This window comes from Sphingomonas sp. NBWT7 (assembly GCF_014217605.1).
Taxonomy (GTDB): domain Bacteria; phylum Pseudomonadota; class Alphaproteobacteria; order Sphingomonadales; family Sphingomonadaceae; genus Sphingomonas.
The window spans coordinates 1,086,079-1,098,534 of the sequence record NZ_CP043639.1; the positions used below are offsets into that span (position 1 = coordinate 1,086,079).

At 68.4% G+C, this 12,456-nt stretch carries 11 protein-coding genes; 7 read left to right on the top strand and 4 right to left on the bottom strand.

Annotated elements, in window-relative coordinates; genetic code table 11:
* Positions 1-91 precede the first annotated feature (91 nt).
* Both F1C10_RS05420 and F1C10_RS05425 read left to right on the top strand, forming a co-directional pair.
* The gene (locus F1C10_RS05420) at positions 92-1,141 is read left to right on the top strand and encodes a phosphotransferase family protein (RefSeq protein ID WP_185209446.1); all 1,050 of its coding nucleotides are present in this window, start codon (positions 92-94) and stop codon (positions 1,139-1,141) included.
* Between the two features lie 5 nt (positions 1,142-1,146).
* The gene (locus F1C10_RS05425) at positions 1,147-2,286 is read left to right on the top strand and encodes an epoxide hydrolase family protein (protein WP_185209448.1); all 1,140 of its coding nucleotides are present in this window, start codon (positions 1,147-1,149) and stop codon (positions 2,284-2,286) included.
* Between the two features lie 104 nt (positions 2,287-2,390).
* On the opposite strand, the gene gatB is transcribed toward F1C10_RS05425, so the two are convergent.
* Genes gatB through gatC form a run of 3 tightly spaced genes read right to left on the bottom strand, consistent with a single transcriptional unit; the run spans position 2,391 to position 5,724 of the window.
* Positions 2,391-3,854 carry an Asp-tRNA(Asn)/Glu-tRNA(Gln) amidotransferase subunit GatB gene (gatB, locus tag F1C10_RS05430; protein ID WP_185209450.1) on the bottom strand — a complete coding sequence of 488 codons (1,464 nt, stop codon included), beginning with the start codon at positions 3,852-3,854 and terminating at the stop codon, positions 2,391-2,393.
* Positions 3,855-3,890: 36 nt separating this feature from the next.
* Complete coding sequence (gatA, locus tag F1C10_RS05435) at positions 3,891-5,375, bottom strand: Asp-tRNA(Asn)/Glu-tRNA(Gln) amidotransferase subunit GatA (protein ID WP_185209452.1); 1,485 nt, start codon at positions 5,373-5,375, stop codon at positions 3,891-3,893.
* A gap of 46 nt (positions 5,376-5,421) precedes the next feature.
* Entirely contained in the window at positions 5,422-5,724 is a 303-nt protein-coding gene (gene gatC, locus F1C10_RS05440) for an Asp-tRNA(Asn)/Glu-tRNA(Gln) amidotransferase subunit GatC (protein ID WP_185210094.1), read from the bottom strand.
* Positions 5,725-5,809: 85 nt separating this feature from the next.
* Here gatC and F1C10_RS05445 point away from each other — a divergent pair, with 85 nt between their 5' ends.
* The 4 genes from F1C10_RS05445 to F1C10_RS05460 all read left to right on the top strand — a co-directional run bounded on the left by F1C10_RS05445 (position 5,810) and on the right by F1C10_RS05460 (position 9,625).
* Positions 5,810-6,910 (top strand): DUF3089 domain-containing protein, encoded by a 1,101-nt coding sequence (locus F1C10_RS05445; protein WP_185209454.1) that lies wholly within the window; start codon positions 5,810-5,812, stop codon positions 6,908-6,910.
* Positions 6,907-7,365 carry a Holliday junction resolvase RuvX gene (gene ruvX / locus F1C10_RS05450; RefSeq protein ID WP_185209456.1) on the top strand — a complete coding sequence of 153 codons (459 nt, stop codon included), beginning with the start codon at positions 6,907-6,909 and terminating at the stop codon, positions 7,363-7,365. Before F1C10_RS05445 ends, ruvX begins: the two co-directional genes overlap by 4 nt.
* Positions 7,366-7,430: 65 nt before the next feature.
* Positions 7,431-8,417, top strand: a complete 987-nt coding sequence (locus F1C10_RS05455; RefSeq protein WP_185209458.1) for an aspartate carbamoyltransferase catalytic subunit — start codon at positions 7,431-7,433, stop codon at positions 8,415-8,417.
* Entirely contained in the window at positions 8,414-9,625 is a 1,212-nt protein-coding gene (locus F1C10_RS05460; RefSeq protein WP_185209460.1) for a dihydroorotase family protein, read from the top strand. Before F1C10_RS05455 ends, F1C10_RS05460 begins: the two co-directional genes overlap by 4 nt.
* A gap of 47 nt (positions 9,626-9,672) precedes the next feature.
* Here the strand turns inward: F1C10_RS05460 and F1C10_RS05465 are convergent, their stop codons facing one another.
* Positions 9,673-10,989, bottom strand: coding sequence for an SPOR domain-containing protein (locus F1C10_RS05465; protein WP_185209462.1), 1,317 nt, complete (start codon positions 10,987-10,989; stop codon positions 9,673-9,675).
* A gap of 438 nt (positions 10,990-11,427) precedes the next feature.
* Here F1C10_RS05465 and F1C10_RS05470 point away from each other — a divergent pair, with 438 nt between their 5' ends.
* The gene (locus F1C10_RS05470; protein ID WP_185209463.1) at positions 11,428-12,450 is read left to right on the top strand and encodes an SPOR domain-containing protein; all 1,023 of its coding nucleotides are present in this window, start codon (positions 11,428-11,430) and stop codon (positions 12,448-12,450) included.
* Positions 12,451-12,456: the final 6 nt, after the last annotated feature.

Sequence of the window (12,456 nt, forward strand, 5' to 3'; positions counted from 1 at the left end):
CGCCCGGTTCGCGCTAGGTGAAATTAAGCCGTCCGCATTAATCGGCGGCGGTCGGGAGAGCGTTCATGGTCACACGTCGGGCAATCATGGCATGAGCGGCTCGTCGGGCGCGAGGCTCAGCGAAGTCGGCGAACGGCATCGCTTCGATGAGGCGAAGCTCGCCGACTGGCTCGATCGTAACGTCGACGGGTTCGGCCACGGGATGCAGGTCCGCCAGTTCGTCGGCGGCGCGTCGAACCCCACGTTCATGCTGTCGACCGACGCGGGCGACTATGTCCTGCGCAAGAAGCCGCCCGGCCAGCTCCTCGCCAGCGCGCATCAGGTCGATCGCGAATATCGCGTGATGGCCGCGCTGCGTGACACGCCCGTCCCCGTCCCCAATATGCGTGCGCTGTGCGACGACCCGGCGATCATTGGCACGCCCTTCTACGTGATGGATTATCTCGAAGGGCGCATCTTTCGCGACGCAACGCTCCCCGATCTGACGCCTGCCGAGCGCAGCGCGGTCTACGATCAGCTCAACCAGACGCTCGCAGCGCTCCACCAGGTTGATCACCGCGCTGTCGGGCTGGAGGATTACGGCCGGCCGACCGGCTATTTCGACCGCCAGATCGCGCGCTGGATCAAACAGTATCGCGGTGCCGAGACGCAGCCGATCCCGGCGATGGAGGCGCTGATCGCCGAGCTTCCCGGCCGCGTGCCGCGCGACGAGGCGGTCTCGATCGCGCACGGCGACTACCGGCTCGAGAACGTCATGTTCCATCCCACCGAACCGCGGCTGATTGCGGTGCTCGATTGGGAGCTGTCGACAATCGGCCATCCGCTCGCCGATCTCGGCTACAATTGCTTCATGTGGCATTCGACGTCGCCAACTTGGGGCACGTTGCAGGGCGTCGACTTCGCCACTAGCGGCATCCCGACCGAGGCGGACTATGTCGCGGCTTACTGTCGCCGCACCGGCCGCGGCGACACGATCGAGGACTGGAACTTCTACCTCGCCTTCGCCGTCTTCCGCCTCGCGTCGATCAGCCAGGGGGTCTACGCCCGCGCGCTCGCCGGGATCACGCCGAACGCCGGCGAGGCGATCAACGGCACGCCGATGCTCGCCGAGCAGGCGCTCGCGATCCTGCGCAGGGATTGAGATAGATGACTGACGCGATCGACCCGTTCGTTCTCGATGTGCCGCAAGCGGCGCTCGACGATCTTGCCGCCCGGCTCGCGCTTACGCGCTGGCCGGAACGCGAGACGGTCGACGGCTGGCAACAGGGTGTCCCGCTCGACGCCGCGCGCGCGCTGGTCGATTACTGGCAGCACGAATATGACTGGCGCCGCTGCGAGGCCGCGCTCAACGCCATCGGCCAGTTCACGACCGTCATCGACGGGCTCAGGCTGCACTTCCTCCATCGCCGCTCGCCCGAGCCGAACGCTTTGCCGATCGTCATTACGCACGGTTGGCCTGGTTCGGTTATCGAGTTCTTGAAAGTCATCGGTCCGCTGACCGATCCCGTCGCCCACGGCGGCCGCGCCGAGGACGCCTTTCATGTCGTCTGCCCGTCGCTGCCCGGCTACGGCTTCTCGGAGCGCCCGACCGAGGGCTGGCCGGTGCCGCGCATCGCCAAGGCGTGGATCGCGCTGATGAAGCGGCTGGGCTACGACCGCTTCGTCGCGCAGGGCGGCGACTGGGGATCCGCCGTCACCACCGCGATCGGCGCGAGCGGCGATCCAGCGGTCGCCGGCATCCACCTCAACATGCTCGTCGTTCGCCCCACGCCCGAGGACATGGAGGATCTCACCGCAGAGGAGAAAGACTCGCTCGAGCGCCTCCAGCGCTACATGAAGGACGGCAACGGCTATTCGCAGCAGCAGGCGACGCGACCGCAGACGCTAGGCTACGGCCTCGTCGATTCGCCCGTCGGTCAGGCGATGTGGATCTACGAGAAGTTCCGCGAGTGGGCCGATTGCGACGGTACGCCCGAGAACACGCTGACCCGCGACGAGATGCTCGACGACATCATGCTCTACTGGCTCACCGGCACCGGCGCCTCATCGGCGCGGCTCTACTGGGAGAGCTTTGGATCGTTCGGCGCGGGCGAGGTCAAGGTACCGACCGGCCACAGCATCTTCCCGAAGGAGATCTTCAAGGCCTCGCGCCGCTGGGCCGAGCGGCAATATACCGACATCATCCACTGGAACGAATTGCCACGCGGCGGCCATTTCGCGGCGTTCGAGCAGTCCGACCTGTTCGTCGAAGAGGTCCGAGCGACGTTCCGGTCGCTCCGCCGGTAGCTGGGGATCAAGGCCCGTTTGCGGGTTCTTAAAGCGAGCGGCCATCTTCCCGCTGGCGCTACGCTCCCGCCTCCGGCGCGCAATGCACCCGCGACGCTCGCGCCTTACCCCAGCGCCTTCTTCAACAGCGCGTTGACGACGCCGGGATTGGCCTTGCCGCCCATCGCCTTCATCGTCTGACCGACGAAGAAGCCGAACAGCGCCTCCTTGCCGCCGCGATACTGTTCGAGCTGGTTCGGGTTCTTCGCCAGCACCTCGGCGATCACCCCCTCGATCGCGCCGGTGTCGCTGGTCTGCTTCAGCCCGCGCTCTTCGACGATCTTGCCCGGTGCGTCGCCCGTCTCGAGCATCACCTCGAACACCTGCTTGGCAAGGCTGCCGGACAGCGTACTGTCCGCCACCAGCGCGAGCAGCTCGGCCGCCTGCCCCGGCGTCACCGGGGACTGGGTGATATCCTTGCAGATGCGGTTGAGCGCGCCGAACAACTCGCCCGTCACCCAGTTCGACGCTGCTGCCGGCGCGGCACCCGTTTCGAGCAGCGCATCGAACCAGCGCGCCGTCTCTACCTCGGCGGTCAGCACGTCGGCATTGTACGGTGTGATGCCGAGCCCCTCGTAGCGCTTGCGCTTGGCGTCCGGCAGCTCGGGCAGCGACGCGCGGCACTCGTCGAGAAACGCATCGTCGAGTTCGAGCGGAAGGAGGTCGGGGTCGGGGAAGTAGCGATAATCGTGCGCATCTTCCTTCGAGCGCATCGACCGCGTCGTCCCGCTGTCGGGATTGAACAGCCGCGTCTCCTGCACGATCCGCTCGCCGGCCTCGATCGCGGCGACCTGACGCTTCGCCTCATATTCGATCGCCGCCATCACGAAGCGCACCGAATTGACATTCTTGGTCTCGGTCCGCGTGCCGAACTCGTCGCCCGGCTTGCGCACGCTGACGTTGACGTCGGCGCGCATCGATCCCTGGTCCATGTTGCCGTCGCACGAGCCGACGTACCGCAGGATCGCACGCAGCTTCGTCAGATAAGCGCCTGCTTCGGCTGGGGATCGCATATCGGGCTTTGACACGATCTCCATCAGCGCAACGCCCGAGCGGTTGAGATCGACGTACGATAGACGCGGATGCTGATCATGCATCAGCTTGCCCGCGTCCTGCTCGACGTGGATGCGCTCGACGCCGATCGTCTTGACGGTGTCGCCGTCCTCGATCTCCACCACGCCTTCCCCGACCAGCGGATGGTAGAGCTGCGAGATCTGGTAGCCCTGCGGCAGATCGGCGTAGAAGTAGTTCTTGCGATCAAATCGCGACCATTTGTTGATCTGCGCTTCGATCGCCATGCCGGTGCGCACCGCCTGACGGATGCATTCGCGGTTCGGCACGGGCAGCATGCCGGGCATCGCCGCGTCGATCAGGCTCACCTGCGAATTGGGCTCTGCGCCGAACGCCGTCGCCGCGCCCGAGAAAAGCTTGGCGTTCGATGTCACCTGCGCGTGCACCTCAAGGCCGATCACGACCTCCCACTCGCCGGTGTCGCCCTTGATGCGATACGGTGCGCTTGCGTCAGCCATTGGCCTCATTCCCGAATACGAACGTCATAATCGTGGTCACCACCACGCCTGCGGCCGGGCGACGAAACCGGCGCGCTCCTCGATCGCCAACGCCGCGTTGAGCACACCCTGCTCGTCGAGCGCCTTGCCGATCACCTGCAAGCCGAGCGGCAGGCCGTGCTTGTCGAGCCCGCCCGGCACGCTCATCGCCGGCAGTCCGGCGAGGCTCGACGGCACGGTGAACACGTCGTTGAGGTACATCGCGAGCGGATCGGCGCTCTTCTCGCCGAGCGCGAAGGCGGCCGACGGCGCGGTCGGCGTCAGCAGCACGTCGCACGTCCCCCACGCGCGGTCGAAATCCTGCGCGATCAGCGTGCGCACCTTCGATGCCTGCGTGAAATAGGCGTCGTAGAAGCCCGCCGACAGCACGTAGGTGCCGATCAGGATGCGCCGCTTCACCTCCTCGCCGAAGCCCGCGGCGCGCGTCGCGGCGTACATCGCCTGAAGGTTCGCGCCATCGGGCAGGTCGCGCTGGCCGTAGCGCACGCCGTCATAGCGCGCGAGGTTCGACGAGGCTTCGGCCGGCGCGATGATGTAATAGGCCGGCAGCGCGTATTTGGTGTGCGGCAGCGATACCTCGACCACCTCCGCGCCGGCGTCCTTCACCCACGCGATGCCCTGCTGCCACAGTGCCTCGATCTCCTCGGGCATGTTGTCGACGCGATATTCGCGCGGAATGCCGACGCGCTTGCCGGCGAGGCTCGCGTTCAGCCCCTGCTCCCACTTCGGCACCGCGACGTCTAGCGAGGTCGAATCCTTCGCGTCGAAGCCGCTCATCGCCTCCAGCATGATCGCGCAGTCGCGCACATCGCGCGCCATCGGCCCGGCCTGGTCGAGGCTCGAGGCGAAGGCGATCACCCCCCAGCGCGAGCAGCGGCCATAGGTCGGCTTGATCCCGGAAATGCCCGTGAATGCGGCGGGTTGGCGGATCGACCCGCCGGTGTCAGTGCCGGTCGCACCGGGGCACAGCCGCGCCGCAACTGCCGACGACGATCCGCCGGACGACCCGCCCGGTGCCAGCGCCGCGTTGCCGCCGTCGTTGCGCCGCCACGGTGAGACGACGTTGCCGAACGCACTCGTCTCGTTCGACGAGCCCATCGCGAACTGGTCCATGTTGAGCTTGCCGAGCATGCCCGCACCCGCTTCCCACAGGCGCTGCGACACGGTCGATTCATATTGCGGCGTGAAGCCTTCGAGGATGTGGCTCGCGGCGGTCGACGGCACGCCCTTGGTGCAGAACAGGTCCTTCATGCCGATCGGCACGCCGGCGAGCGACCCCATCGTCTCGCCCTTCGCCCGCGCGGCGTCCGCGGCGTCCGCTGCCGCCAGCGCATGGTCGGGCGTCTCCACCAGAAACGCGTTGAGCGGCTTAGCCGCCGCCACCGCTGCGTTGAAGGCGGTCGCTACCTCGCGCGCCGAGAAGCTGCCGTCGCGCACGCCGTCGCGGATCTCGCGAATGCCAAGGTCGGTAAGGTCGGTCATGATCGAAACTCGATAGAAGAAAATGGCCGGTGCGGCATCGCCCGCGTCACTCGATCACCTTTGGCACGGTGAAGAATCCGTGCTCGGCTTGCGGCGCGTTCGCCAGCACCGCCTCTCGGATGCCGCCGCCGGTCAGCGCATCGGCGTTGATCACATCGTCGCGCAGGCGTTGCTTGTTGGCGATGACTGCCGTCATCGGCGCGACGCCGCTGGTGTCGACTTCGCCCAGCTGCTCGATCCAGCCGAGGATGTTATTGAGCTCGGGTACGAGGCGTTCGGCGCTCTCGTCGTCGATCGCGATGCGGGCGAGGCTCGCGACTTTCTTCACGGTGGCGGTATCTACGGACATGGCCGGCGCGCTACCATTGCTGCGCTGCGCAACGCAATGCCGCACTGTTGCGTACGCTGCCCGGGTCGGGCAGGCGCAGGCGGTCATGGCCCGCAAGTTCCTCTACGTCGTCGCATTCCTCATCGCGCTCGTGATCGCCGGGGCGCTCGCCTATCGCATCTGGGGCAACGACATCATCCGCTGGACCTTCGTTCCCAGTCGCCCGTTCGAGGAACAGGCGCAGGTCGCCGAGCGCCGTTACGACCGCCCCGACATGTGGCTGTCGCGCCCAGGGATTGCCAACGATCCGTCGCGCTGGACGCCGGCCGGCTACGCGCCGCGCAAGGATGCCGGCGGGGCGGCGGTGTTCTTCATCCACCCCACTTCCTACCTAAGCGACGATCACTGGAACGCGCCGCTCGGCGACAAGGAGGCGAACGATCGCGCCGCGCTGTTCCTGCGCGGCCAGGCGAGCGCCTTCAACCAGGTCGGCGAGATCTGGGCGCCACGCTATCGTCAGGCGACGTTCGGCTCCTTCCTTACCGATGCCGCCGATGCGCAGCGCGCACTCAACCTTGCATACGGCGATATCCAGGTCGCGTTTGCCGCCTTCCTGCGCCAGATCGGCCCCGATCGCCCGATCGTGCTCGCCGGGCACAGCCAAGGCGCGCTGCACCTCACCCATCTGCTCAAGGACAAGGTGGCGGGCACGCCGCTCGCACGCCGCATCGTAGCCGCCTATGTCGTGGGCTGGCCGGTCAGCCGCACCACCGATCTCGCCGCGATGGGCTTTCCGGAATGCACGCAGGCGACGCAGCGCGGCTGCATCCTGTCGTGGGAGACCTTCGCCGAGCCGGCCGACACCGCGCTCATTACCGACACGTACGATCGCACGCGCGGGTTCGACGGCCGGCCCCGGCGCGGCACGCCCTTCGTCTGCACCAATCCGCTGACCGGCACCGCCAATGCCGCCGCGCCCGCCAGTGCCAATGCCGGCACGCTCTTCCCCGCCGCCGATCTCGCCACCGCGCAGATCACCGCCGGGCGCGTGCCCGCGCGCTGTGGCGATCGCGGCTTTCTTCTGATCGGCGACGCGCCCGACGTCGGCCCCTACGTACTGCCCGGCAACAACTATCACGTCTACGACTACAGCCTTTTCTGGGCCAACGTCCGCGCAGACGTGGCGCGCCGCGCCGCCGCGCGATGATCACCCTCGCCGCCGCCGACTTCCGCGCGGCGCTGCCGAACGGCGGCCGCCTCCTTGGGCTCGATCTCGGCACCAAGACGATCGGAACCGCGCTGTGCGACGCCGGCTGGACCTTCGCCAGCCCAGCCGCGCTGATCCGTCGCCGCAAATTCATGCAGGACAAGGCGGAGCTCGCCGCCGTGATCGCCGCGCAGCACGTCGCCGGCATCGTGCTCGGCCTGCCGCTCAACCTCGACGGCAGCGAGAGCCCGCGCAGCCAGTCGACGCGCGCCTTCGCCCGTAACATCGCCGATCTCGGCCCAATCCTGCTGTGGGACGAACGCTGGTCCACCGTCGCAGTCGAGCGCGTGATGATCGAACAGGACATGAGCCGGGCGAAGCGCGCCGAGCGGATCGACAGCCTCGCCGCTGCGCATATCCTGCAGGCTGCAATCGACGCACTCGTCCAGGGCTAAAGGCAACGCCGCCGCCATTTCGCAGGCTTGCCACCCCCCCGCCACGCCACTATCCCGCCCCCTCGATGCCCCGATCGGATCACCGCCCCGCCTCGCTCATCCCCGGCGGCGCCGTTTTTCCGCATCGCCATCTCACCGGGATCGAGGGGCTTCAGCCGCACGAGATCACCTTCCTGCTCGACGAGGCCGAAGGCTGGATCGCCGCCAACCGCGATCGCGCCGCGCCCGACAAGCGGCTCGCCGGCCTCACCCAGATCAACGCATTCTTCGAGAATTCGACGCGCACGCTGCTGAGCTTCGAGATTGCCGGCAAGCGGCTCGGCGCCGACGTCGTCAACATGCACGCCGCGCAATCGAGCGTGAAGAAGGGCGAGACGCTGATCGACACGGCGATGACGCTCAACGCGATGCGCGCCGACGTCATCGTCATCCGCCACATGTCGTCGGGCGCGGTGCGGCTGATCGCCGACAAGGTCGACTGCCCCGTGCTTAACGCCGGCGACGGTCGCCACGAACATCCGACGCAGGCGCTGCTCGACGCGCTGACGATCCGCCGCCGCCGCGGCACGATCCACAATCAACGCGTCGTCATCTGCGGGGATCTTCTCCACAGCCGTGTCGCGCGCTCCAACATCCTCGCGCTCACCGCGCTCGCTGCCGAGGTACGCGTCTGCGCGCCATCGACGCTGATGCCCGCCGCGATCGAGCGGATGGGGGTGACGCCGTTTACCGATTTCGATGCCGCACTCGACGGGGCGGATGTCGTCATGATGCTGCGCTTGCAGACCGAGCGGATGGCCGGCGGCTACGTGCCGTCCAGCCGCGAGTACCGGCTGCGCTACGGCCTGACGCTCGAACGCCTGGCGCGTGCCAAACCCGACGCGCTCGTCATGCACCCGGGCCCGATGAACCGCGGCGTCGAGATCGATTCGGCCGTCGCCGATCACGACCGCTCGGCGATCACCGAGCAGGTCGAGATGGGCGTCGCCGTGCGTATGGCATGCCTCGACGTGCTGACTCGCCGCGCGCGGGGCGTGGAGGGTTGGGCATGAACGGCGCGCTGCACTTTCGCAATGCGCGCATCGTCTGCCCAGTCGGGGGCGAGCGCGAGGGTGACCTGTTTGTCGCAAACGGCCGCATTGTCGACCAGGCGTCGGATGTCACGATTGTCGAGTGCCGCGGCAAGCTACTACTGCCGGCGATCGTCGATCTCGGGGTCGCCGCGATCGATCGCGCCGCGTTTCGCGCCGGTGGGATCGTGCGCGTCGGGCTGATGCCCGATCAGAGACCCGTCCTCGACGAACCCGGCATCGTGCAGCGATCGGCGCTGATCGGCCGGCCCGATCTGTGGATCCACCCGATCGCGGCGGCGACGCGCGGCCTCGCGGGTACCGATCTTGCCGAAATGGCGATCTGCGCCTCGGCGGGTGCGCGCGCCGTCGGCACCGGGCGGCGCTGGATCGCCGACACCGGCGTGATGGCGCGCGTACTCGCCTACGCCCGCGATCTCGATCTTACCGTCATAACCCATGCCGAGGATGCCGGGCTGGTCGGCGACGCCGTCGTCACCGCCGGAGAGACGGCGACGCGGCTCGGCCTCCCTGCCGCCCCAGCACTCGCAGAGCCGCTGGCGATCTCGCGCGACCTGATGCTCGCCGAGGAGGCCGACGCCAGGCTCCACCTGCGCCAGGTCACCACCGCCGCCGGGTTCGATCTCGTTCGTGCCGCCAAGCGCCGTGGCGTCCGCGTGACCTGCGGAATTACGCCCGCGCACCTGCTGCTGTCGGACAATGCGATGAGCGATTTCCGCTCGTTCGCGCACCTCTCGCCGCCGCTGCGCAACGACGCGGATCGACACGCCGCGCTCGCCGCGCTCGCCGACGGCACGATCGACGTCCTGTGTTCGGGTCACGATCCGCGCGGTCCGGAGGAGAAGCGCCTGCCGTTCGCCGATGCCGGCGTGGGCGCGGCGGGCGCGACGACGCTGCTGCCGCTCGCGCTCGGCCTCGTTCGGGACGAGCGGATTTCGCCCGCTGAGCTCGCCACACTCCTATCGCGTAATCCCGCCGCCGTGCTCGGGCTCGATGCCGGCACGCTTGCGCCTGGATACGAGGCCGACCTGATGCTGGTCGATCCCGATGCGCCGTGGCAGATCGATGCGGATACGCTGCCCGGACTCGCCGGCAACACGCCGTTCGACGGGCTGCCGGTGCAGGGCCGTGTCCTGCGGCTCTTCAAGGGCGGCCGCGAACTTCTCTGATCGCGGGTAACAGGTGACGCGCCAGTCGGCGCGCCATCGGTCGACTATCAGCGCGACGCCATCTGCACCTTGGCAGGCGCCGCCCAGCGCGCGACCTGATCGCCCGCCGCGGTGCGAACGAAGCACGTACCTCCCGTCGCGCGATAGCCGCGGCACAGCGCGTTGGCGTCACCCTTGGCGAAGCCGCCGACCGACAGGCGATAGAAGGATTTGAACGTCACACCCGCCGGCGTCTGTTCGGCGAACGCCGGGTAGCGGCGAGTCGCACGGCCCCACGCGTCCTTCGCGACGCCCGCCGATTCATAGGCGCCGAGCTGGACGAACCAATTGCCCTTGGCGAGTGCGCGCGCGCTGGATGAAGACGCGCGATCGGCGCTGACCGCAGCGACCTGGACCGGCGCCGCCTTGCTTGTTGCGGCCGCGGCGGGTCGCGCGGCGGCGACTGCCGTCGCGGGCAGTGGCTGCACCACTTCGCGGCGCGTTGCGAAACTCACGCCGCTCATATCGGCCGGCGTTGCGGCGACGGCAGCGACTTCGACAGGCATTTCCATCCCTGGTGCCGCCTCTTCAGGTGCCGGCGCCTCCGGCTCAACGGCGGCGACCGCGGTCACCGGCACGGTGGCGTTCAATGCCAGCGCGACCGGCCGGCCGGGGTCCTTGACCGGCACGACGCCGAGCAGCGCCGAAACCTGGTCCGCCGCACCAGCGGGCCGCGCGAACGCGGCCCATTCGACGATCCGCGCATCGACGGCGGCAGGCGCCATGTCGACCCCCGCAACGCTGCGCGCCACCTGCCACTGCCCGGCGAGCGCCAGCACCAGCGCCAGGTTCTGCCGCGTCCTGGCATCGGCCTCGGGTGTGCGCGCCGCCGCGGTCAGCAGTTCGACGCCGCCCGTGGGATCACCCGCCAGCGCGATCGCCAGCCCTCGGTCACGCGCCGGAATCGTATCCGCATGATCGTCGAGTGTCTTGCGCGCCTCGTCCCACTGCCCTTCGGCGATCATCGCAAGCGCGAGATTGAGCGCTGCCTTGCCGTTCCCGGGCGCCAGCGACAATACATCGGCATAGGCTTGATGCGCCGAGGTAAAACGCCCCGCCTTGAGATAGGCCGCACCGAGCAGCGCGCGATAATCGGCGTTCTGCGGCATCCCCGCCACCGCGGCTTCGGCGAAGCCGATCGCCTTGGCCGCCTTGCCGCCCGCCATCGCCTTTGCCGCCTTATCGGCGTTGTTGGCGGCGTTCCTCGCAAGCGCGCTATCGCTGCGGCTACTGGCAGAGGCAAGGCCACCGTTGGCACAGCCGACCATCGTTCCGCCCAGCATCAGCGCGGACAGGCTGAGCCCGACAAGCGTGTTCGTCTTCATGATCAATTCCCCGATCGATCGAAAGGTGGAGTGAAGGGCATCCGCGCGCCTGCGCGCCCGCCCCGGCTCAAAGTTCTTGTCGAAGCGCACCGCGTCGCACGATTGATGAAGCTCGTGTTCCGGCAGTCGTGCAGGCCGCCGGCCGGATCGGTCCCGATCCGCGTCACAGGTCGTGCGCCCATATGCTGCGGCCGCACCGCCAGGTGCCCCGTCAGCATCGTCTTGCCGGAGCCTCCCTGTTGCGATGTAAACGCGAGAACGCGCATCGGCCGTGTGACACCTTATTCCTGTTCACCATCTGCCCTGGCACGAAGGTGGCTAAGGAAGCGTAAAGGAGGCGCTGGCGGGCCGATCGCCGGCCGGCTATCCGGCCCTAGTCGGCCGCGGCTATCTCGGGCATGTAGCAGCCGGAACGGCGCGCGTGATGGGGTGCAACGAATGAACAAGACGTATCTGATCTGCCTCGCCGGTCTCGTGATGGCGGCGCCGGCGCTTGCCGACGTCAAGCAAGGCGTCGATGCGTGGAGCCGCGGCGACTATCGCACCGCCGTCGATACGTGGCGGCCGCTCGCCGCAGCGGGAGACGCCGACGCGCAGTTCAATCTGGGTCAGGCGTACAAGCTTGGCCGCGGCGTTCCCGTCGACCTGCCCGTCGCGATCGAGTGGTTCCGCAAGGCCGCGGCGCAGGGCCACATGCAGGCGATCGACAATTATGGCCTCGCGCTGTTCCAGGACGGCAAGAAGAGCGAGGCACTGCCGTGGCTCGAGAAGTCCGCCGCGCGCGACGAGAAGCGCACGCAGCTGGTGCTGGGCACGATGCTGTTCAACGGCGATGGAATGCCCAAGGATTGGGTGCGCGCCTACGCGCTCGTGACCCGTTCCTCACAGCAGGGGCTGCCGCAGGCGTCGCAGACGCTGGCGCAGATGGACCAATATATCCCGGAGGCGCAGCGCCAGCAGGGTTTGACGCTCGCGCGCAAGTACGAGACCGATGCGCGCGCGCTCGCCGCCACGATGCCGCCGCCACCCACCGATCGTGCGGTCGGCGCGGCGGCGCCCGTGCCGACGAAATCCGTGACGCGTCCGACGCCGGGTTCGGGACCGGGTGCGGGCTATTCCGTACCTGGCCGCCCCGCCTCGGACGACCGCGCTACACCTGCGCCCGCAAAAGTTGCAGCGGCAAAGCCCGTCCCCACGCCGCGCCCCGTTCCGGCGACACGCCCGCCCGCCACGCCGAAGCCGGCATCCGGCGGCGCCTGGCGCATCCAGCTCGGCGCGTTCCGCGACGAGGGCAACGCGCGCTCGCTCTGGTCGAAGGTCGGCGGGCGCACCGGCGGCAGCGCGAGCTATGCCAAGGCGGGCGCCGTCACGCGGCTTCAGGCGACGGGATTCGCCTCCAAGGCGGCAGCGCAGGCCGCATGTCGCAAGTCGGGCGTCAGCTGCGTCGTCGTCGCGCCCTGACGTCGC